General features: G+C 47.3%; 22 protein-coding genes. 16 read left to right on the plus strand and 6 right to left on the minus strand.

The window, feature by feature from the left end; genetic code table 11:
- Nucleotides 1-8: 8 nt before the first annotated feature.
- Genes rpmI through ABH09_RS01655 form a run of 5 tightly spaced genes read left to right on the plus strand, consistent with a single transcriptional unit; the run spans nt 9 to nt 1,869 of the window.
- Entirely contained in the window at nt 9-215 is a 207-nt protein-coding gene (gene rpmI / locus ABH09_RS01635) for a 50S ribosomal protein L35 (protein WP_162662200.1), read from the plus strand.
- Between the two features lie 24 nt (nt 216-239).
- Nucleotides 240-599, plus strand: coding sequence for a 50S ribosomal protein L20 (gene rplT, locus ABH09_RS01640; RefSeq protein WP_162662202.1), 360 nt, complete (start codon nt 240-242; stop codon nt 597-599).
- A gap of 3 nt (nt 600-602) precedes the next feature.
- The gene (locus tag ABH09_RS01645) at nt 603-1,073 is read left to right on the plus strand and encodes a cell division protein ZapB (protein WP_253714955.1); all 471 of its coding nucleotides are present in this window, start codon (nt 603-605) and stop codon (nt 1,071-1,073) included.
- Nucleotides 1,074-1,075: 2 nt separating this feature from the next.
- Nucleotides 1,076-1,414, plus strand: a complete 339-nt coding sequence (locus tag ABH09_RS01650; RefSeq protein ID WP_253714956.1) for a cell division protein ZapA — start codon at nt 1,076-1,078, stop codon at nt 1,412-1,414.
- Nucleotides 1,411-1,869, plus strand: a complete 459-nt coding sequence (locus tag ABH09_RS01655) for a YaiI/YqxD family protein (protein ID WP_162662208.1) — start codon at nt 1,411-1,413, stop codon at nt 1,867-1,869. The genes ABH09_RS01650 and ABH09_RS01655 overlap by 4 nt, the downstream gene beginning before the upstream one ends.
- On the opposite strand, the gene ABH09_RS01660 is transcribed toward ABH09_RS01655, so the two are convergent.
- On the minus strand, nt 1,808-3,091 hold the full coding sequence (locus ABH09_RS01660) for a GAF and HD-GYP domain-containing protein (protein ID WP_162662210.1): 1,284 nt from the start codon (nt 3,089-3,091) through the stop codon (nt 1,808-1,810). The genes ABH09_RS01655 and ABH09_RS01660 overlap by 62 nt on opposite strands.
- Nucleotides 3,092-3,323: 232 nt before the next feature.
- Here ABH09_RS01660 and ABH09_RS01665 point away from each other — a divergent pair, with 232 nt between their 5' ends.
- The 4 genes from ABH09_RS01665 to ABH09_RS01680 all read left to right on the plus strand — a co-directional run bounded on the left by ABH09_RS01665 (nt 3,324) and on the right by ABH09_RS01680 (nt 10,339).
- The gene (locus ABH09_RS01665) at nt 3,324-4,763 is read left to right on the plus strand and encodes an aminoacyl-histidine dipeptidase (RefSeq protein ID WP_253714957.1); all 1,440 of its coding nucleotides are present in this window, start codon (nt 3,324-3,326) and stop codon (nt 4,761-4,763) included.
- 348 nt (nt 4,764-5,111) lie between these two features.
- Nucleotides 5,112-6,533, plus strand: a complete 1,422-nt coding sequence (locus tag ABH09_RS01670; protein ID WP_253714958.1) for an alanine/glycine:cation symporter family protein — start codon at nt 5,112-5,114, stop codon at nt 6,531-6,533.
- A 539-nt stretch (nt 6,534-7,072) separates the two neighbouring features.
- Nucleotides 7,073-8,902: a sodium-extruding oxaloacetate decarboxylase subunit alpha gene (gene oadA / locus ABH09_RS01675; RefSeq protein ID WP_253714959.1), complete on the plus strand. Its 1,830-nt coding sequence runs from the start codon at nt 7,073-7,075 to the stop codon at nt 8,900-8,902.
- 63 nt (nt 8,903-8,965) lie between these two features.
- A complete protein-coding gene (locus ABH09_RS01680; RefSeq protein WP_253714960.1) occupies nt 8,966-10,339 on the plus strand; it encodes a glycoside hydrolase family 3 N-terminal domain-containing protein in 1,374 nt (457 codons plus the stop codon).
- Nucleotides 10,340-10,385: 46 nt separating this feature from the next.
- Here the strand turns inward: ABH09_RS01680 and ABH09_RS01685 are convergent, their stop codons facing one another.
- Both ABH09_RS01685 and ABH09_RS01690 read right to left on the minus strand, forming a co-directional pair.
- On the minus strand, nt 10,386-10,685 hold the full coding sequence (locus ABH09_RS01685; RefSeq protein ID WP_253714961.1) for a type II toxin-antitoxin system YafQ family toxin: 300 nt from the start codon (nt 10,683-10,685) through the stop codon (nt 10,386-10,388).
- The gene (locus ABH09_RS01690; protein WP_253714962.1) at nt 10,682-10,882 is read right to left on the minus strand and encodes a DUF2281 domain-containing protein; all 201 of its coding nucleotides are present in this window, start codon (nt 10,880-10,882) and stop codon (nt 10,682-10,684) included. Before ABH09_RS01690 ends, ABH09_RS01685 begins: the two co-directional genes overlap by 4 nt.
- A gap of 216 nt (nt 10,883-11,098) precedes the next feature.
- On the opposite strand from ABH09_RS01690, the gene ABH09_RS12890 reads away from it, so the two are divergent.
- The 3 genes from ABH09_RS12890 to ABH09_RS01705 all read left to right on the plus strand — a co-directional run bounded on the left by ABH09_RS12890 (nt 11,099) and on the right by ABH09_RS01705 (nt 13,772).
- Nucleotides 11,099-11,383 carry a CC/Se motif family (seleno)protein gene (locus ABH09_RS12890; protein WP_305880070.1) on the plus strand — a complete coding sequence of 95 codons (285 nt, stop codon included), beginning with the start codon at nt 11,099-11,101 and terminating at the stop codon, nt 11,381-11,383.
- 327 nt (nt 11,384-11,710) lie between these two features.
- Entirely contained in the window at nt 11,711-12,643 is a 933-nt protein-coding gene (locus ABH09_RS01700; protein WP_253714964.1) for a 2-dehydropantoate 2-reductase, read from the plus strand.
- A gap of 70 nt (nt 12,644-12,713) precedes the next feature.
- Nucleotides 12,714-13,772 carry a PTS sugar transporter subunit IIC gene (locus ABH09_RS01705; protein WP_253714965.1) on the plus strand — a complete coding sequence of 353 codons (1,059 nt, stop codon included), beginning with the start codon at nt 12,714-12,716 and terminating at the stop codon, nt 13,770-13,772.
- Between the two features lie 140 nt (nt 13,773-13,912).
- On the opposite strand, the gene ABH09_RS01710 is transcribed toward ABH09_RS01705, so the two are convergent.
- Nucleotides 13,913-14,554 carry a YoaK family protein gene (locus tag ABH09_RS01710; protein ID WP_253714966.1) on the minus strand — a complete coding sequence of 214 codons (642 nt, stop codon included), beginning with the start codon at nt 14,552-14,554 and terminating at the stop codon, nt 13,913-13,915.
- 135 nt (nt 14,555-14,689) lie between these two features.
- Between ABH09_RS01710 and ABH09_RS01715 the strand changes: the two genes are divergently transcribed.
- Genes ABH09_RS01715 through ABH09_RS01730 form a run of 4 tightly spaced genes read left to right on the plus strand, consistent with a single transcriptional unit; the run spans nt 14,690 to nt 18,694 of the window.
- Nucleotides 14,690-15,511, plus strand: a complete 822-nt coding sequence (locus tag ABH09_RS01715) for an ABC transporter ATP-binding protein (RefSeq protein ID WP_253714967.1) — start codon at nt 14,690-14,692, stop codon at nt 15,509-15,511.
- Nucleotides 15,508-16,242, plus strand: coding sequence for an ABC transporter permease (locus tag ABH09_RS01720; RefSeq protein ID WP_016522893.1), 735 nt, complete (start codon nt 15,508-15,510; stop codon nt 16,240-16,242). The genes ABH09_RS01715 and ABH09_RS01720 overlap by 4 nt, the downstream gene beginning before the upstream one ends.
- Nucleotides 16,239-17,807, plus strand: a complete 1,569-nt coding sequence (locus ABH09_RS01725) for a Gldg family protein (protein ID WP_253714968.1) — start codon at nt 16,239-16,241, stop codon at nt 17,805-17,807. Before ABH09_RS01720 ends, ABH09_RS01725 begins: the two co-directional genes overlap by 4 nt.
- Complete coding sequence (locus ABH09_RS01730; RefSeq protein WP_253714969.1) at nt 17,804-18,694, plus strand: DUF4340 domain-containing protein; 891 nt, start codon at nt 17,804-17,806, stop codon at nt 18,692-18,694. Before ABH09_RS01725 ends, ABH09_RS01730 begins: the two co-directional genes overlap by 4 nt.
- 51 nt (nt 18,695-18,745) lie before the next feature.
- On the opposite strand, the gene ABH09_RS01735 is transcribed toward ABH09_RS01730, so the two are convergent.
- Both ABH09_RS01735 and ABH09_RS01740 read right to left on the minus strand, forming a co-directional pair.
- A complete protein-coding gene (locus tag ABH09_RS01735; RefSeq protein ID WP_253714970.1) occupies nt 18,746-20,980 on the minus strand; it encodes an AAA family ATPase in 2,235 nt (744 codons plus the stop codon).
- Nucleotides 20,973-22,013: a hypothetical protein gene (locus ABH09_RS01740; protein ID WP_253714971.1), complete on the minus strand. Its 1,041-nt coding sequence runs from the start codon at nt 22,011-22,013 to the stop codon at nt 20,973-20,975. Before ABH09_RS01740 ends, ABH09_RS01735 begins: the two co-directional genes overlap by 8 nt.
- Nucleotides 22,014-22,021 lie beyond the last annotated feature (8 nt).

Consider the following 22,021-nt stretch of genomic DNA (forward strand, 5'->3'; position numbering starts at 1 on the left):
GGTGTATCATGCCTAAGATGAAGAGTAAGAGTGCCGCAGCAAAACGTTTTAAGTTTACCGGCGGCGGTAAAGTAAAGTATAAGCAAATGAATTTGCGCCATATTTTAACAAAAAAATCTCCACAACGCAAACGTGATTTGCGCAAAGGCGGAATTTTAGCCGAAGTCGACAGCAAAAAGGTAAGAAAACAACTGCTTCCTTACGGTACTAATTAAGTTTTGATTATTTAGGAGAATACAATGCCGAGATCGTTATGTTCAAATAAACGCATTCACAGACGCAAGAAGATTTTAAAGTTAGCAAAAGGATTCCGCGGACGCAGAGGTACGAACTATAAAGCGGCAAAAGATGCCGTTGTAAAAGCACTTACCCATAGCTTTGAAGCACGCCGCGACCGCAAAGGTGACATGCGCCGCTTGTGGATCAGCAGAATAAATGCTGCTGTTCGTGCAGAAGGAATGAGCTATTCACGCTTTATCAACGGAATGGCCAAAGCGGGGATTGCTTTGAACCGCAAGGCCTTATCCAATATGGCTATCGAAGATCCGGCCGCTTTTAAAAGCGTTGTCGAACAGTCAAAAAAAGCATTAGGAGTTTAAAGTATGGTAAACCTCGATCAAATTAAACAGCTTGAAGCGAGGGTTTCTAAAGCGATTGAGCTGATGCAGACCCTCAAAGATGAGAACGATTTATTAAAGCTTGAATTGCACGATCGCCAACAGCGAATCGAGGAGCTGGAGAATATAGTTCTTGTTTTTAGAAATGACCAAGCAAAGATCGAGGAAGGTATCATCAATGCACTCAATCACCTGAGTGCATTTGAAGATACTGTATACCAAGCGGCAAATTCGACAGCTGCTTCTGCCGTACATGAAGCAGCTCCGGCCGCGAATGAAGCGCCGGAAATGCAGCCGACAGCATTAAATCCCACTGGAGCCGTTGCATCTGAACAGCCCAACCCCATACACGAAGAAGCTTCGGAAACGCAATCGCCGACTGCTGTTGCCGAGACGGTGCCGCAGCAAGCTCCACAGGAACCTATAAATCATTCCAATCAACTGGATATTTTTTAACGATGGCCGAACGCAAAGGGCGGCTGCAAATCGACCTATTAGGTACGTCGTTTGCGCTTGAGGCTGATCAACCCGCTGAATATTTACAGTCAATCTATAAGCATTATAAAAAAGTCGTCTCGGAGGTTCAACAAACGTCCGGCGTTAATGATTCATTGCGCATTGCGATTATCGCCGGTATCTTGTTGTCGGATGAACTGAGCAAAGAGCGGCTTAATCCGCAGGCGCTGATTCCGCAGCATGAAACAGAGGTCTTAATCGAGCAATCGGCAAAAAAGATGATCGAAGATATCGATTCGATTATTTATTCGCTTACTCCGTCAAATGATGGGCACGTATGACTCTTTTTGTCGATGCGGATTCCTGTCCGGTACGAATCCGCGAGATTATTTGCAGGACGGCGCAGCGATTACACGTTCAAGCGATCTTTGTTGCTAATAGATCAATTCCAATCCCTAGAAATTCTTATTGCACTACTATCGTAACCAAAGCTGAGGATCAAGCTGCAGATATGTATATCATTACTTATGCGGCACAAGGTGACATGGTTATTACCCGTGATATTCCCCTTGCAAAACAGCTTGTCGAAGCCCATATCAAAGTGATTAATGATCGAGGTGTCGTGTATACTGCCGAAAACATTGATGAACGGTTGTCTATCCGGAATTTTATGTATGAATTGTCGATAAACGGTCTTGCTCCCGAGCGGACGAAGGCGTTCGGGAAAAAAGAAGTTATGGAATTCGCTCAAGCGCTAGATCGGGAAACGCAGCGTCTTCTGAAAACCGATCCTTGATTTCTTTAATCCTGGGGGCAACTTCAAAAAATGCATCAGTGACTTCAGGATCGAATTTTATACCGCGTAACCTTCGTATCTCTCCCAAAACTTTATCTTCAGTCCATTTTTCTTTATATACTCGTTTACAGGAAAGTGCATCGTAAACATCTGCGAGCGAGGTAATACGTGCACCAAGGGGAATTTCCTCACCGATAAGCCCTTGCGCTGCGGTATGCATACGGTTGTATTTTTCTATTGCGCCTGTTTCCTCTGAGATATGGCCGGGATACCCGGTTCCATCCCAATTTTCATGGTGCCGTAATGCAATATCCCGCGACATAGTATCCACTGTCGAATTACCCGACAAAAATAGCTTTGAACCGCGCCATGTATGGCTCTGCATAATCCGGTATTCTTCGGGCGTGAGTTTGCCGGGTTTTTTTAGAATTGTGTCGGAAATACCGATTTTTCCGACATCGTGCAGCATTGCAGCAATCTTTAGCGCATCGCGAAATTTTTCGCGTTCATGCCGGTGGATATTATGGTTAAATGCCCAACGATCATAAATTTCTACTGCGTAGTTTGCGACGCGATGCACATGAAGCCCTGTCTCCCGCGGATCGTGCAACTCTGCCATTTGCACCATACGCAGGATCATCTCGCGGGTTAACGAAGCATGCATAAGCGTTGCTGCAGCGTTTGCTGCAAAATGAGAGAGGAACATTTCGTCATCGGAAGTAAATGCACGGACTTTGCCATGTATGTCAAGCGCATTAATCATCTGTAAAACACCCAGTACGTCACCAGAGATGGCAATGAGCGGAATCGTCAGCGTCGATACTGTTTTGTAACCTGTTGCCACATCACTGACAGTACCGAATTTATAATACTTATCAGGAGAAATGGCATAAACATCAGGTTCATTGATCAGCTGTTTAGTCATCGCAGCCGATCCGGCAATAGTCGTAACATCGATCGGGAATGAAAAAATATGGAAAGGAAGTTTTTCTCCGGGATTTAATCGCTTTTGCAGCGTTGCATTTTGCGCATAATGGATAACCAGACGATTCCCTTCGACCAAGTAAATGGAGCCTGCATCGGCATTCAAGGCTTGCCGTGCCTCAGTTAATATCCTTTCCAGTAAAATATCTTTATCCCGAATACTATATAATCGGGAAGTTGTCTGCATGATATCAAACAGAATTTCTTCCCGTGTTCTTACTGTCGGCATCGTACTCATAACATTTCCTCTTTGCCTATAATAACAATATAGAGGCTTTGATAGTATCACCTAATATGCGATATGACAATAAGAAATACCCTAAATTTTTGCCAATGACATTTGAGCATGTTCATAAAAAATATCTTGCACTGCCAAACTTGTAAAAGTGTGATACACTGAAAAGGAGCTCTAAGCGATATTTCGACTATGGTTTAGAGAGAACTACTATTTCTGTTCAGGAGGAACAAGCATGAATATAGAACACATTCAACCCAAAGAAGTATTCCGTTGGTTTGCCGAAATTTCGGCTGTGCCGCGCGGTTCACACAATGAAAAAGCCATCAGCGATTTTTTAGTACGCTTTGCAAAAGAACGTTCACTTGAAGTGTATCAGGATGAGGCGCTCAACGTCATTATCAAAAAGCCCGGGACGGCCGGATACGAAAAATCTTCTACGGTTATATTGCAGGGACACATGGATATGGTCTGCGAAAAAACAGCGGATTCAAATCACAATTTCCTTAAAGACCCGATCAAGCTGATCGTAGAAGGAGACACTCTCCACGCCGACCGAACAACGCTTGGCGGAGATGATGGTATTGCGGTCGCGTATGCACTGGCTATTCTTGATTCCAAGTCGCTTGCCCATCCGCCGCTTGAGGTCTTGATTACTACAACCGAAGAAGTCGGGATGGACGGGGCACGAGCCTTAAAAGCCGATCATTTACAGGGGAGAATCCTTTTCAATGTCGATTCCGAAGAAGAAGGCGTATTTTTGGTTAGCTGCGCGGGCGGCGCCAATACCCATGTCGATTTTAAGATTGAAACGGAACCACTGAAAGGGCAGGCGCTTGCAATTAAAATCGACGGACTACTCGGCGGGCATTCCGGTATGGAGATTATTAAGCAGCGTGCAAACGCCATCAAACTGCTGGGACGGGTCCTGTCGGCAGTAAAAGTGGAGCAGGCTGTGCATATCGTATCGATTTCGGGTGGTTCGAAGCATAATGCCATTGCAAAAGAAGCGCTGGCAATTATCACTGTTGAAGATGCCGCCCGTACACAGGCTGCAATTGGGCAGTTAGCGACAGCGATTAAAGCGGAATACCGTGCCGCCGATAAGGATATCCGCATCGCTGCAGAACCGGCAACAGCACTGCCTAAGATGATGTATAATGGAACAGTTAGCAGCGGCATCATAGATTTTATGACGATAGTGCCGGACGGCGTGCAATGCATGAGTATGGACATCCCCGGATTGGTACAAACCAGCTTGAACAACGGCATTCTCGCTCTGAGCGGAGAAACCCTAACCTTTACGATTTCGGTACGTAGTTCGGTAAAAAGTAAACTGGATGAAATTGTGCAGGTACTGAAGCTATGCGCAGAGCGTACCGGAGGCATATTCAGTAAGGTGTCGGAGTATCCTGCATGGGAGTATTCGCCGCAGTCTCGTGCCCGGGACGTTGCCGTAAAAACATACAAAGAACTCACCGGCAAGGAACCGGTTGTTTCTGCTGTTCACGCAGGCCTTGAATGCGGACTTATCAAAAAGACCATCCCCGATATCGATGCCGTCAGTTTCGGCCCGAATTTGTACGATGTGCATACCCCGAATGAACACCTGAGTATCTCATCAGTCGAACGGATGTGGAAATTTATCGTTAAACTTCTGGAAAATATGCGGTAGATAATATAACCATAACGGGTTTACGCAGGGGAGCGGGGAGAGGCATGGTTGGGTCTCACTCGATGCTCCCCTACGTTTTTTTGTGTACTTCGTGGTTTTATTTTAATTAACCGGTAAATCCGCAGAGAGTGCAAAGGATCCGGTATGGTTATGTTTAGAGAATAAATTATCGCTCCAATCAATTATTCAAGCTCTTCTACTTCTTAATAGATCCTTTTTATTTATTATTTGTTTTCTATCTTTATTAAAAATATTTATAAATAGATAAAAAAATAATTATATACTTGCGAGTGCCGATAATGTATGATACCATATATCAAGATTATTAATTGGAGGTTCTATTTAATTATGGAAGCGTTTTTACAAAATCTTACTAACCTAGTCGCAGGCATAAACAGCTTTGTATGGGGACCGTATTTTCTTATCCCTCTGCTTTGCGGAACAGGTTTATTTTTCACGCTCCGATTAAAGGGTGTGCAATTTTCAAAATTCGGTGCCGGATGGCGCAGACTGTTCAGCAATTTCTCGTTAAAAGGAGAAAAAGCGGGGAAGCACGGTATGAGTTCTTTCCAAGCCGTTGCAACCGCGATTGCAGCGCAGGTAGGAACCGGTAACTTAGTCGGTGCAATGACGGCTTTGATTATGGGCGGCCCGGGCGCAATTTTTTGGATGTGGCTCGCCGCATTAGCGGGTATGGCGACGAACTTTGCCGAAGCCTGTATCGCACAAGTCTACAAAACAAAGGATAATTCGGGACAGACCGTCGGCGGCCCTGCGTATTATATTTCCCGCGGTTTGGGAAATACGGGCTTTTCAAAATTCCTTGCAGCATTCTTTTCCGTTGCGATTATTCTCGCGCTCGGATTTATGGGCAATATGGTTCAAGCAAACTCAATCTCCGATGCGTTTTTAAATGCATTCTCTGTGCCGACATGGATAACAGGGGTTGCCCTTGCCGTTGTTGCCGGCGTTATTTTTATGGGCGGCGTGAAGCGTATTGCATCTGTTACTGAAAAAGTTGTTCCATTGATGGCAATTATCTATATTGCTGTCGGTATCATCGTTATTCTTATGAATGCGCATAACATTCCAGCTATGTTCTCTATGATTTTTAGAGGGGCGTTTAATCCGCGATCCGTTTGGGGAGGTGCTTTAGGCTTCGGTATAGGGCGTGCTGCTCGTTATGGTATTGCTCGCGGTCTTTTTTCCAACGAAGCCGGTATGGGATCCACACCTCATGCCCATGCAGTTGCAACCGTCGATAATCCTGTCGAGCAGGGTGTATTGGGAATTGTTGCCGTATTTATCGATACCTTTGTCGTTTTGAATATTACCGTCTTTACGGTTTTAAGTGCCGATATCATCAGGTTTGAAGGCGGACAGCCGGTGATGAAAGGTATTCAGCTGGTTCAGGAGGCGTTTTCGCAACACCTTTTCGGACACACCTTCGGTTATCTTTTCATTGCAATCTGCTTGTTCTTTTTTGCATTCTCTACGATTATCGGTTGGTATTATTTTGGTGAAACCAATATCCGATACCTGTTCGGTTCAAAGGGCTTAGTACCGTATCAACTGTTGGTTGTAGCATTTATCTTTTTAGGTAGCTTGCTGAAAATCGATTTAGTATGGGAGTTGGTAGACTTCTTTAACGGTATTATGGTTATCCCGAACCTTATCAGCTTATTGCTACTGAGTGGCACGGTTGCGGCAGTCTTGCACGATTATAACGCAGGTAAGCCGTACGATGTTAATAATTATATCAGAAAGTAACTGGGCATCTCTAAAAACTCAGTTAGACTTTTAGAAGATGCCATCTGTTAAAACCAGTCTTTCCGTAAGCCTTTTGAAATAGCCTGTTGAACAGTGTACTTCCGTGTACACTGTTCAACGACGAGTTCGCAGTGCGAACTCGCTTCTGCCTGGAACCACCGCCATCCGTGGCGGTTCTGCAGATGCTAGGAGCGTACAAAAACACCCGCAGGCACGCTAAAGAATGAACGTCCGTGTTCATTCTTTAGCTGCGAGTTCGCAGTGCGAACTCGATTCTGCTTGGAGCCACCGCCATCCTAGCGGTACTGATACGTCGAGTATTTATTTCAGTAGCGGCATGGATGCCGCTGGTTTAAACAGAAGCGATGTTTCAGTGTCAGCTGAAACTCGCCATCAAAAGTGTACACGGATGTACACTTTTGATGATGCGACAACGCAGATACCCGCATATTTACAAAAGGTGTATACCTTGCAAAAAGCAGCAATAAGCAATATCATTGTGCCCTGATGTTCATTGTATGAACCGCATAGGAGAATATATGGCACATAAAGTTCGGATTTCCGATCTGGTATTAAGAGACGCGCATCAGTCTTTACACGCAACGCGCATGACAACCGCAGATATGCTGCCTATTTGCAACAAGCTTGACAGCGTCGGGTATTGGAGCCTGGAAGCATGGGGCGGAGCGACGTTCGATTCATGTATCCGTTTTTTAAATGAAGATCCGTGGGAGCGGCTGCGTTCTTTGCATAAGGCTCTGCCGAATACTCCCATTATGATGCTACTACGCGGACAAAACTTATTGGGTTACCGGCACTATGCCGATGATGTCGTCGATGCGTTTGTGAAAGCTGCTGCCGATAACGGCGTCGGTGTATTCCGCATCTTTGATGCGCTTAATGACCCGCGCAATCTTAAACGTGCGGCGGACGCAGCAAAGAAAACCGGTAAGCATGTTCAGATGGCGATCTCCTTTGCGACAACTCCGTATCATACTATCGAAAACTATGCAGAACTGGCAAAAACGTATACGGAATTCGGTGCCGATTCCATCTGTATTAAAGATATGGCAGGGCTTTTAAAGCCGATGGAAGCTTATGATTTAGTAACGGCGATTAAAAAGAAGACGAGTATCCCGATCAATATTCATACCCATGCAACAACAGGGCTTTCCGTAGCGACACTGCTTAAAGCAGCCGAAGCGGGAGCTGATATTTTGGACACTGCGATTTCATCGATGTCGATGGGAACCTCGCACAGCCCGACAGAAACTATGGTAGAAATTTTCCGCGGCACCGAATGGGATACCGGTTTGGATATCAACCTGCTCCTCGAAATTGCCGCTTACTTCCGTGAAGTGCGCAAGCATTATGCTCAGTTTGAATCGAGCTTCCTCGGTGCAGATACCCGTATCCTCGTGTCGCAGGTGCCGGGCGGTATGCTTTCCAACCTCGAAAATCAGCTGCGCGACCTGAAAGCCTCCGACAAAATGGATGCGGTATTAAAAGAAATCCCGATTGTTCAAAAGGACTGCGGCTATATTCCGCTTGTTACCCCAACGAGCCAGATTGTCGGTACTCAGTCGGTATTCAATGTCTTGTTCGGACGGTATAAAAAACTGACCGCAGAGACCCGTGACCTGCTTATCGGCCGGTATGGTAAAACTCCCGCTCCGTGCAACGAAGAACTGGTAAAAATCGCTTTGGCAGAAGCAAAACTCGATAAGCCCGTTACCGCGCGTCCTGCCGACCTCATTCCTAATGAGCTGGATAAAATAAAAGCCGAAGCAAAAGAAAACGGGGCGGGCAATTCCATCGAAGATGTTTTGACTTACGCGATGTTCCCCAAGGTTGCCCCCAAATTCTTTAAAGAGCGCAGTAAAGGCCCCGTTGTGTTTACGGCGCCGGCGGCGGAGAAAAAAGTAGCAGGCAGTGCAAGCAGCGGCTCGTATACGGTAACGGTAAACGGAACCGATTATGCGGTTTCTTCATCTAACGGAACATTCACCGTAAATGGTACTGCATACGCGGTGAGTGTAAAAGAGAATGCATCCGCCGCATCGGCTCAAAAAGCAGCACCGGCATCAAAACCGGTAACGCCCGCGGCTCCGACTGCTTCTAAACCTGCTGTGGCATCTTCATCAGCAACAAGCGACAGTGGTGCAAAGCTGCTCGCTCCGGTAACCGGTACCCTTCTGCGCTACACCGTTGCGGAAGGTGCACAGGTGAGCGAAGGACAAACGGTTATCATGCTCGAATCGATGAAGATGGAGTTGGAAATTAATGCGCATAAGGCGGGAGTTATTCACTTTGTGGCTGCAGCCGGTGCGCAGGTAGCAGAAGGCGACTCACTCGCAGAAATACGCTAATAGCCGCTCTGCCGGTATCGCGTCTCTATGTTAGTACTAAAAAAAATATGCTGCAGTTGTTGTTTGACGGCTACAGCTGTTTTCTTTTTTATCATCCCCACTTTATTTGCCCAGCCTTTTGCCGCCTTGGTACTGGTACAAGCAGCGCCAACATCAGCGCAGAACGGCAGCTCTCCCGAATATACCGGTAATATTCATGCAAAAATCAACACAGTAGCAGCACAACCGGTCTCCCACACTGCAGTGCAAGCCGTCCGTTCTGTCGTACCTGCGTCTGCATCTCAAAATGAGGAAGCCCTACGTGCCGTTGTTTCGCAGCTTTCGCTTGAAGAAAAAGCGGCGCAAGTACTGATGGTCAATATTGCAGGGAGCAAAACGGCGGATGCAAAAAGCATCGTATCGTTTAAAGGAACCGCTCCGGGTGCCGTGCTTTTGTTCGGATATAATATCGCAGATACGCCCCAAGCGGTTGCAGACTTTTTGGAATCGGCCGTACAAGGCTTTCAGGAAGCGGCGCGCCGTTCAGGTCATACTTTTATCCCGCCGCTTTTCGCGCTCGATAACGAAGGCGGTACCGTGTACCGAACCCGCCGCATCACCGCCCCGCTGCCCGCTGCAGAGGAAATCGGCAAGCGTTTTTCCGTCGAAGAAACGGAGGAGCTCTACCGATTGTTGGCACAGCAGATGCGGGAGCTTGGTCTCCATCTTAATCTGGCACCGGTTGCGGAAGCAGGGACGGAAGATGTTACAGCGGCACTCGGTATGCGGACATTCAGCCCGGATCCCGAACAAGCAGGGCAATACGCTGCGGCGGCAGTGCGCGGTATGCAGGGAGCCGGTATTCTTGCGACGGTCAAGCACTTTCCCGGTAATAGCGCTGCGGATTTACACAAAAGTGCTGCCGAATTAACCGTTGACTATGACACCTTCCTCAGCCGCTATTGCTCAGTATTCCGGCCTTCAATTACAGACGGTGCGGCAGCGGTGCTCATTTCTCATATTACGGTGCCGGCAATTGAAGCAGTGCCGTTCTGTTTTTCCGCAAAGGGAATTGCCCTGCTCCGTAATGAATTGGGATTTTCCGGCCTTATCATCACCGACGACATTGCAATGCAGGCATTAAACCGGAACGGCGCATCGCCTGAAGAAAATGCTGTACGTGCAATCGCTGCCGGCTGTGATATGGTTATGTGTTCGCTGTCGAAAATCTATCCGCTGATTACAGCCATTGCCGAAAAAGCCCGCACCGATACTGCGTTTGCAAAGCGGCTTGACGAAGCAGTGCTGCACGTTTTAACTGCCAAGCAAAAAGTGAAACTCATCGATACAAGCAAGCCTATTGCTACCAATGACTTCTTTATACCGCATACACCGGATTGGGAAAAATTCCGACACGCAAAAGAAGCCGCCGCCGTATACGGAAAAGCAGCTCGTTAAAAACTCAGGGTAAGCAATACTATCGGGGTGAAGCGGATATTAGGCTTTAATTCTTTTTACTTTTACTTATATCAAATATATTTGTGTGGGAGCTAATCCTGTAGACGGTAAGGATTAATAATTCATGATTAACAGATTTTTTATAAACTAAAAGCAAATCAGGATGTATATGACATTCTCTATATCCCTCATAATTTCCATGTAAGCCATGGTCATGATATTTTGACTCAAGAATTTCATTATTCAAAAGTTTCTTTATTACATAGTCCGTATCTTCAATTTCTGATTTTGATAACTTTTTGTAGTCTTTGCGAAAAGATTTTGAAATATGAAGTTCACTTTTCACACCATTGCCGCCTTAAAATCATCAAAGGATTTGAAAATTTCTACTTCACCCTGTTCAACTTCTGAAATTGCTTCATCAAGGCCGTTTTTAGAAGTTTTTTTACTCTTGAACAACAAGAAATCTATAAATTCTGAAACCTCTTGCATATAGTATTCCGGAACAGTCTTTAATTTCTCCGCAACAACTGCATACGACATAAAAAACTCCTTATAAGCTATTTACAACTATAACAAATATATCACATCCAGCTTCTTTTTTCCATCAGGTAAATGATCTTCCCGCTACGCGAAATTTTTTTAATAGATTTGACGAAAAGTAAAATTTTTTTTATATTATTTCCAGAAACTAGGAATAAATCCTATAATTGAAAAATTTCTTTAATGTTTTAATGTATTGAAGAAAAAGGAGGAACTATGACAGTTACTGTTGATGAAAAAGCAAGAGCTTTCCTTGCAAAACACAATGAAACCAGCGTGTATACCTATTTAGGCGGATGCCGTACGTGAGGCGGCGTCGTACCTCAACCGGCCGTGTTTGCCGGTTCGCCTGATTCGTTCGATGACTACGACAGCTTTACTGCTGACGGTATTACCGTCTATGTGCGCAAAGGAACCCAAACCGAAAACGGCTCGCTTACCGTTACAGTGGTTAAGATGCTGTGGATGGATTCTTTAGCAGTAGAAGGGATGGCATATTAGCCGCTGAAATTATCCCCGCAGGATGAACGCCTCCGGCAATCGATTTTCAACCTCTTTTGAAAATCGATTGTTGGGGTTACCGATATGTCTTAAACGGAAGAAAATAAGCTGAAAGCCTGCAATAATTTATAAACATTATCAGGGAGCGCGGTTTTTGCCTAACACTGTGAGTTCCGTGATACCGGCGTCTGATTTATAGACATTGTATATGAAAAGCGATAAAATACCGGCCATTAGGATAGCGGTGGTCTATACGTGGTTTATAATCCTATTTTTATAGATAATATACTATCTATTACACCGGTCTATGCTAATAGAGGAGTTTTTATGAAGGTTGTTATTGCCGGCTCAGGTGCTATGGGCTGCAGTTTCGGTTTTATGCTGCAAAAAAGCGGTAATGATGTAACACTGTTGGACGGTTGGCAGGATAATATCGATGCAATTAGGAAAAACGGTTTGCACTTGCAAGACGGTACTGCGGAACTATCAACAAAGATCGATGTTTATAAGCCGGAAGAGTTTAAGGGCACTGCCGATTTTGTTATCGTGTTTACAAAATCGATGCAGCTGGAAAATATGCTGAGCAGTATTAAACATGTTCTGCGGGATGATACAAAGATCCTCTGTCTTTTGAATGGACTCGGTCATACTGAAACACTGAAAAAGTTTATCGCGCCTAAAAATATTTTTATGGGTGTTACCGTAGTAACTGCCGGTATGAAGGGGCCGGGGAGTGCAGTGTTGTCAAGTCATGGAAAAACAGAAATTCAGAATATTGTACCGGAAGGCAAAGCCGGTGCGGAGGTCATTGTAGAAGCGCTCAATAAAGCAACAATGCCTGCAGTTTATTCCGACAATATTTTATGGTCTATTTGGCGGAAGGCTGCACTCAATGGAGCAATGAACAGTACCTGCACAATTATGGAATGCAATATGCTGGAGCTTGGCGGTATCGTAGGTTGTAAAGATGTGATGCGCTGTATTATCTCCGAATTTGCCGCAATAGCAAAAACACAAGGAGTTACGCTAGATATCGATTCCGTAACTGACTACGTTTACGGATTTACGCAGCCGGACTTTGTCGGGGCAAAGCACTATCCTTCAATGTATCAAGATTTAATTAAAAATCACCGGTTAACCGAAATTGACTTCTTAAATGGTTATATTTCCCGTAAAGGTAAAGAACTGCATATTCCAACCCCCTATTGCGATCTTATTACCACTTTTGTACACGGCAAAGAGAAATTATTCGGATTATAAAAAGGAAATGGGAGTATCATTTGGGGTACTCCCGTATTTGATAGTATAAGGATATAAGATCGAGAACATTATGGCTGAACAAACAAAGAAAATTACGGTTAAATTTTTTATTAATACGCTTTTAAATGGCATGGCTGCAGGAATTGTTGTTGCCCTTATTGCTAACGCTGTTTTAGGACAGATATTTAAGGCGCTGGCGCCATACGGTGCCATATTCGGTATGCTGTACCAGTCTGTTGCGGATGTGCAATATTTGGTATCTGCGGTGATCGGCTTTATTGTCGGTATACAGCTCGGTTTTGTGCCGATTAAGGCTTCTATGATCGGGCTTGCCGGTTTTATCGCGTCTGGAGCAGTACGCCATGTAGACGGTATTGTTAAACTTGTCGGTATCGGCGACTTAATCAATGTGATGATTATTGTTGCGCTGGCAGCTCTTGTTACGCTGTGGTTGGGCAACAAGCTCGGCTCGCTTACGATTATTGTGCAGCCGATTATTGTTGCAGGCGGGCTGGGAGCATTGGGGCTCTTTATCTTGCCGTATGTAGCAGAAGTAAGCGCTGCAATCGGCCGCGGTATTAACTCGTTTACCGTGCTGCAGCCGGTACTGATGTGTATTCTTATTGCCGCATCTTTCTCTATTGTCATTATCTCACCTATTTCGACGGTGGCAATAGGTATTGCGATTGGGCTTGCAGGGTTGGCATCCGGGGCTGCAAACTTGGGTGTTGCTGCTTGTACTGCCGTACTTATTGTAGGATCGTGGCGTGTAAATAAGGCTGGAATTACTGCAGCTATTGCCCTCGGCGGTATGAAGCTGATGATTCCAAACCTTGTACGTTACCCTATTATGGCATTGCCGGTTGTATTAACGGCCGCTGCATCAGGGATTGCAGGGCGTTTCCTAGGTATTATGGGCGATAAGGTGAGTGCCGGTTTTGGTATTGCAGGACTTGTCGGTCCGATTAAGGCATACGAGCTATTAAGCGGATCACCTGCTGTGCGGATTGGTGCATTGCTGATTGCATACTTAGTTGTACCGTTCGGCTGTGCTTTGCTGCTGCATATTTTGTTTACAAAAATAATTAAACTCTATAAGCCGGAAATTTATAAATCCGAAGCGGTGTAGGTATTTAACGTCATGTATGGCAACTGTATCGGATATTGCCGGTGCAGTTGCCGTATTAAGACGGAATATCTTTATGTAAGAATATCATATCATTAGAATCAACAATCCCAACGCAGAGCGTTGCCGAAAAACGACAGGTATTAAACCGCACGAATAAAAGCAAAATAAAATACCGCAGTAAAGAAATAGAAAACTGCAATGATATAAAAAAATGCAATAGAAGGCATAAATGCGGAAGCGGCCGCACCGGCGGCAAAACATACGATACCGGACAGATAATGTACACCGCGCCGCAGTTCTTGCCGTTTTCCACGCATGACCTTTCCCATCGCGAGTCCCGCATCCGTTAAATAGCCGCTAAAATGCGAAGTTCGTATTAAAATTCCGTCATAAGGAATGAACATACCGTTTTGTATACCAAGTATTACGCAAGTTATGATAAGCACGATTTGCAATGGCGGTCTTATAACGGCGATCGCGAAAAACACTGTTGAGAAAACCAATAATAGAATACCGTAGCGTTTTGAGAATGTGCAATCACTTTTATGAAAAAGCATACCGGAGATGCATGCGCCGATATAAAAAGAAAGAATAAGCAATAAAAATGCGGCGGCCTCTGCAACAGCTCCTTGGGAAAGGGTCAGCGCTACACGAGTAATAGTACCCGTGTGATGGCTTACCGCCGTACCGGCTATAATAAAAAATACACCGTTCAGGAACCCTGCGATAAAGGTTAGCAGATGTATTAATATCGTTAGAATAAGTTTATGTCTTTTACTCACTCGAATACTATAATCCGATTTCGATAGAAAAGCTACGTGATTGGTTCATACAAAGGCTTTAATACCTGTCGTTTCCGTTCTACTCCGGGGTTTGTTGATTATTCGAAAAGTGATATAGTACCGGCAGAGGCGATAGTGATTATCCTTGAAGTACAAGACATCTGTAAATATTACGGCACAGGAAAGAAGCGGCAAACCGGTTGCGAACACATCAGTTTTACCGCGGAGGCTGGAGGTATTTACTCCCTGCTCGGATTAAACGGGGCGGGGAAAAGTACGGTATTGAACAGCATCAGCGGGTACCGCTTGCCCTCTTCCGGAGACGTATCGATTTGCGGATACTCCATTTTGAACGAACCGATCGAGGCTAAGCGGAATATCGGGATTTTGTATGAGCAAAACCCGCTCTATGATTCGATGACGGTGCGGGAGTTCTTGCTTTTTACGCTGCAAATGCGCGGTTTCGGTAACGGCGTGCAGCAAGATCTGCTTGACGAGGCGGTTGAGTTTACCGATTTACAAGAGGTATACACCAAACGGATTAAAGAGCTGTCGAAAGGGTATCGGCAGCGGGTAGGGCTTGCGCAAGCGATTATCCATCACCCCCGCCTCGTCCTCTTGGACGAACCCGCGTCCGGCCTTGATCCGTTCCAGCTGAAAGACTTTGAAAAAAAGATACTTGCGCTATCCACGTATGCGGCGGTCATCCTTTGTACCCATCAGCTTGAACTTGCCGGACGGATATGCTCGCAGCATATCCTGCTCCACAAAGGACGGCAGATTGCTGGAGGAACACGGGCGGAACTCGCCGATCGTTTATACGAGGACTTCGGCATTGAAGAAGATGCGTCTTCCGATACGCTTTTATTCAAGACCTTTGAACAATACGCCGGAGTTACTACCCGCGAGTTCCGTGAATCTGCCTTTTCCGAATCCGGTAAGCGGGGGCGGCGATGAATCGATTCCCGGCGTTTAAGGCGCTTTTTAACAAGGAGCTGCATACGCTCATATATAGCCCCGCGCTCTATGCGGCGGCGCTCGTGCTTTACCTCGGAGCGGCGCTCCCGTTCGTGGGTTCAGGCTACTGGTTTTCGGCGGGGCTGTCGGACTTCCGCTCCTTTTTCCTCAATCTGCCGTTCCTGTTCTGTATTGTCATTCCTCTGCTTGCGATGAACAGCTGGGCTGACGAAAAAAAGCACGGTACCGACCGACTCCTTGCCGCCTATCCGGTGGATAAACGCTTGCTTGCCGCGGCAAAATATGCAGCCCTGCTCGTCTGTTTTGCAGGAGCCGCCACGCTTACGATGGTGATTCCGCTTTCGGTTATTCCGCTTGTCTATTTTGATTTCTTTCCGTTTTTTCTTTCGTATTGTGCCGTCCTCTTCTTCGGCGCAGCCTTTACCGCATGGTCGCTTGCACTGTCAAACATCTCTGCGCACACCGCCGTCAGTTTTTTGCTCAGCTTTTTTACCGGTATCTTTTTTACCGCAAGCCACGTGCTTGCTCAAGTTTTGCCGCTCCCGTCAGCCATTGTAAAAATACTGCGCTATTGCTCTTTTACGCTTCATTTTGAATCGGCTGCGCGCGGTATTTTCGACACCCGTGATTTCTTCTTCTATATATTGCTCATCGTTGCGGCGCAGGGGCTTTCGGTTTTTTTACTGTACGTTCAGGAGGAAAGCCGATGAACACAAAATCGATAAGCATAAAGATGCGCAGCGTAAAAGAGTATCGTATTCAAGCCCTGCTGTTGGGCGCCATCGTCGTAACGGCAGCGCTGCTCTCACAGCGGCTCTATGCCCGGCTTGATATGACACAACAGCGCACCTATTCGCTTTCAGCCTATACCCGATCGATACTGAACGGCCTCGAAGGGACGGTAACAATCACGTGGTTCCGCTCGTACAATATTGACGGGTTCCTGCCGTCGCTTCAATATGTTGAAGACATCCTTGCAGAATATCAGCGTACTGCGGACGGACGCTGTCTCGTGCTATACAAGGATACGGAGAAGCTTTCCCCGCAGCAGCTGAATCAGCTCGGCATTGTCGCTCGGCAAATTGAACGGAACAGCAATAATACGCAGGTACTGCAAAACCTCTATTCGGGATTGCTGTGCGAGTACCGCGGGGAAAGCCGCGTTATTCCGTTCCTCTCCGATATCTACACCCTTGAAGCTGATATTGCGCGTTTTATTACCGAGATGAATCAGGATGCGCAGGGGCGAAAACTCGACCGCTCCGTTTATGTTGCGTTTCCCGAAGGCGGTGCAGAAAACGGCGCAACGGGTAATTATAAATATGTGTTGCCGTGGCTTGAGTATGCAGGGTTTGTACCGATTACGTTGACCAAGCCTTATCCGGAGCTGCACCCCGAAATTCCGCTATTGGTAATCGGCTCTTCCTACTTTGATGCCGATATGCTGACGGCTGTTGATACCTTCATTAACAGGTATGGTTCCGCCGTCTTTTTTGTGTCCGCAAACACCATAGATATCGGTGGCAGCTGGGATGCAACACCCAAAAAAGATGACGGACTGCTTGAACTGCTCGCCCGCTCCGGCTTTGCGGTGCAGACTAATCTTGTGATGGATCCCGTGAACTTCCGCATGACATTACCGGCCGCCGACGGCTCTCGGTACGAGCATATCAACTACCCGTTTTGGGTTCAGGTATTCCGGCAGGAGGCGGAAGCGATGCCTCCGCTGCTATCTGCGGCAAAGCCCGTGCAGTTTTTCTGGCCGTCGGAGCTGGTTTGTACCGCCGCGCGGGGAAAGACGCCGCTTCCGCTGCTTGTTTCAAGCACTCGGTCGGCGCTGCAACTGCCGCCGTATAACACCGACCCGCACGGAACTCAGCTTGCCGCAGCCGCGAACGGCGAACACGCGGCCTATCCGCTTGCAGCTTTCAGCGAGCGGGGCGTCAATGCGGTGAGCGGTATCAGCGGTGCAGATAATGCACGGCTCTTGGTGGTTGCGGATGAGTATTGCGTGAGTTCCGCCGTAGAATACACAAATTCCGATGCGAATTTGGACTTTATGGTGAATACCGTGTACTGGATTGCGCGGCAGGATGCGCTTTTGCTGCTGAAAAACAAACAGCCGGCGGTTTTGCCCTTCCGCTATTTTGAAAGTGATGCAGCGTTTAACCGCATTATCGCCGCCGCCCGTATCTTTAACCTTGTGCTGGTACCCATGCTGATTATCGGTGCAGGCACCGCGCTGTACATCCTCCGGCGGAGGAACCGCGCATGAAAAAAGAAACAAAGGTTCTGTTTATCATCCTCTGCGTGCTGCTCTGCTGCTATGCGCTGAGCTTTTTACACCGGCCTTCCCGGGCGGGCGTCTTTTCGAGCAGCTTGATGCATGAACAGGATATCCGCGAGGTTGCGGAAATCCGGTTTTCTATTCCGACAAGGGCTGAACCGGTAGAGATGGGCGAAATGACGCTGATTAAAGACGGCGCCCGCTTTTATCTCCGCACCGGAAACGGCAGCTATCCGGTCAGGCAGGAAATTATCGACCGCTTTTTTTCGCTGCTTGGCGCCGGCCGTTCCTTTCTCCCCATATCGGCACGCCCGCAGGATTATCCCGATTACCAAATCGATGACGGGCACGCTTCGCGTATTGTCTTTGTGCGGAAGGACAAAACCATCCTTTCGGAACTTTTTTTCGGAATGACCGATGCGTCCGGCGCCGGGCGGTATGTACGGACGGGAACAAGCGTCAAGGTGTTTTTAATTGATAATGCGTTTGAACCTTTTTTAACGGTCGCCGCTCCGTTCTGGCTCGACTTACAGATATATGCGGCGCTTTTCCACGGCACGGGCATCCAAGGTTTGGAGTACGGAAATCACAGCGTAATCAGAACGGAAGCGAACGGCGATGCGTTCCGCGCATTGGAAAGCTTTTTAGAAAAATTCTCCTGTATCGATATATACAGCGCGCCGCCATTGCAAAGTCCTCAAACGGCACGAGTGCATTTAGCGCTCGGTAACGGCACGGAGCTGCGTTTTTCGTTTACTCCTCTGCAAAGCGGCGACTATGTGTTTTTCGATAACCGCAACTCAAATGCCTACCTCATCAGCGGGTATACCTGCGAACAGCTGCTCCGGCATATCGAAGCGGTATGTAACTCATAATAGGGATAGAAACTAAGGATTGGATAAAAACGCTGTTATGGTGGAGTTTCTCTAAAGGGAAACACTCATGTATACGACGGTGCGGGTATACACGGCAGGCTTTCGGCACCGCTGTTCCAGCTGCTGGACGATTTTTTCGAGCGTCGCCTTCTCCGAACCAAAAGCCTTGCGGATTGCCGTGCCGTATTCGGATTCTGCCGAGAACCATCGTCCGAGTTCCGCCTGCGTTACCAGCCGCTTCTCCTGATAGTCTACTTTTTTCAGCAGCTGTATGCGGTAGCCTGCTTTTTCGGCGATGTCTGCAACGGTGTTCTCCGTCCATGCGATGTGTTTATTTCGGCTGTCGGAAAAAAATGCTGCTTCGGCAGCCGAAAAACGATTTACGAATTCGTCAGACGGGAGCAGTGCCGACAGCCGGAGTCCCTGTTGCGGAAGTACGAATGCAAAAATGATACGCGCACCGGCGGTATGCTCTTGCGCGATACGGGAAAAGAAAGCGGTAAAACCGTCCGCAGTCGCAGCGGGATTATACGAAAGCACAACATCAAACGCTAGTTCGGGAAAAAGCGTTCTATCCTCTGACGCAGCGGATGGGGTTTCATCGAGCTGAGTAGCGGCAGGTGTTTTCTCACTAGGGTGGGTACAGGCTGGAAGCACGGTCATAATCGGACGGTTTAAAAATTCAAAGGTTTCCGCGTACCGCTGTGCGGATTGCAAGGCTTCTTGGTGTTCAAAGATTCCTGCGGTACATCCGTTAAGGGTGATACGGGTACTCGGCCACAGCAAAAGCCCCCCGTCAGCCCGGTACACCAACACGCGGTCATCGGCGGACAGGTTTGCCAGCCCGATAAGGGTGTCCCGTATCTGCTCCAGTATTTCGGCGCTGCTGCCTTCCGTCCGTGCCTGCCAATCTTCAACCGTAAAGGCATCCTTCTTTCCCTCGGCAGCTTCGTGTATGGCAGCCAGCTGGGTTTCCCGCTTTGCCAGCACCTCATTCCGTATCTTTTCTTCGTAGCCGGTGTATCCGGGTGTGTAAAATACCCTTCCGATCAGTTCGTCGGGCAGATACTGCTGCGCAATCCAGTGATCGCGGTAGGCATGGGGATACAGATACCCTTCCCCGTGACCAAGGGATTCTCCGTCGCGGTTTGCATCTTTCAAGTGATTCGGCACCTCGGTTTGTTCCCTTTCTACCGCCTTGAGAGCGTCAAAGAAACCGAGCGAGCTATTCGATTTGGGGCATGTCGCAAGATACAGCGCCGCGTGGGTGAGATGGTACCTGCCCTCCGGCAAACCGATACGGTCAAAAGCTGCCGCCGCGCTTGTAACAACGGTCAGTGCATGAGGATCGGCAAGGCCGATATCTTCGCAAGCAGAGATGAGCATACGCCGAAAGATAAAGTGAGGGGACTCCCCTGCCCGCACCATTCGGGCAAGCCAGTAAAGAGCAGCGTCGGGATCGCTCCCTCGGATGGATTTTATAAAAGCACTGATGATGTCATAATGGTAATCGCCGTCCTTATCGTAGAGCACCGCTTTTTGCTGGATACTTTCCTCGGCAGCTTGCATATCGATGATGATTTCCGTACCGGCAGGCGGCGGCCAGTGCTCGGTAGAGGTTTCAACGGCTAGCTCAAGAGCGTTTAAGAGACTGCGGGCATCACCTGCGGCGGTTTCGACGAGGTGTTCCAATGCGCCTTCGGTAAAAGAGAGCTTCCATTTTCCGTAGCCCCGCTCCGTATCCTGCAAACACCGTTCCACAGTCCGGTACAGGTCGGCATCGGTGAGCGCCTTGAGCTGAAATACCCGACTGCGACTCACTAAGGCTTTATTCACTTCAAAAAAAGGATTTTCGGTTGTCGCGCCGATAAAGATAACGGTTCCGTTTTCCACCCACGGCAGCAAAGCATCCTGTTGGGCGCGGTTCCATCGGTGTACTTCATCGACAAAAAGAATGGTCGGTTTTCCGTAGAGTTTTTTATATTGCTCCGCCGATGCAATCGCATCGCGTATCTGCTGTACGCCTGCAAGCACGGCATTTAAACTTAAAAAATTACTTTTGGTATGATTGGCAATGACTTGAGCAAGAGTTGTTTTTCCCGTCCCCGGCGGCCCGAAAAAGATAACGGACGAAAGCCTGTCCGCTTGGATGGCTCTTCTTAAAAGCCGCCCTTTTCCGACAATGTGTTCTTGTCCGATATATTCGTCAAGGCTGCGGGGACGCATTCGTGCAGCAAGCGGAAGCCGTTCCATCGTCGCCGCTGCCTCGAATAAATCGTTACTCACGGTTCCATTCTATTTGACCGGGATTGTAGAAGCCCCATAAACCGGTATATCTCGTATTGGGATCGTTTATACCGGCATAGATGACATAACCGGTACTGCTATCAAACGCATAAATAGGATTAATCACATATTTTCCAACGCTGTTGTTATATTGAAGAATATTCCCCGGCGGGACGGAAGAATCTGCGGAACCTGCTTTAATCGGTTGTGCACCCGCAAGAGTAGGCGCATCGCCGGCAAGCTTAATTTCTCCATATCCCTTTATACCGCTGCTGATCAGTACTAAGTGCTTATTTTTCAAATAGGTAATACTTTGAGGGTTGCTTACCCCATGCGCAATACTTGTCCAAGTCGGAGGAGTGCCTTTATAACAGTACAATTTCGTGTTGTCAACAACAAAGACGGAGTCGTCTGTAGGTCCTTCACAAATACCCTTTAGTCCCGAAGAAGGACTACCAGGTATCTTTGTCCTGTCCTTCTTGTAAAGACCATCTTCCAATAAGCAGTATAAACCGGCTGCACCGACCGGCGCCTTGTCGGTAGGCGACGTCCATGGAGCCGATAACATACCATGTTCAATGGTTCTTATCGTATAGGTTGTCGCATTACCGCTCTTTCCCGATTCGATTGCAAAAACAAGTCGCGATCCGAAAACAGCCTGCGCCGTTAGTCCGGACGCCTTAGTCCAAGATTTAGTTCCCGTGTCGTAGTAATGAATTGCAAAGGTATCGCTTTGTTCAAATGCGGCATAGAGGTCGGGGCCATCGACAGCAAGCCCTGTACACAGACCTGAGGGACAATCCTTCATCTCCGACCACTTTCCTGTTTTTCCCTTTTCCTTGTACCATATTTTTCCGTTTGAAGCATATAATGTATCGCCAATCTTAACTATTCCGCGGACGCGACCTTTAACGGTAGCTGGTTTGAGTTTTACTTCCTGCTCTATCGCAGCGAATATCGGCGGGTTTTTACATGCTGATAACACGATTACAAGAGAAACCGCGAGGGTAGCGGCAAATAGTATTTTTTTCATAGTTCTGT

It is taken from the genome of Treponema sp. OMZ 803, from assembly GCF_024181165.1.
Classification (GTDB): Bacteria; Spirochaetota; Spirochaetia; order Treponematales; family Treponemataceae; genus Treponema.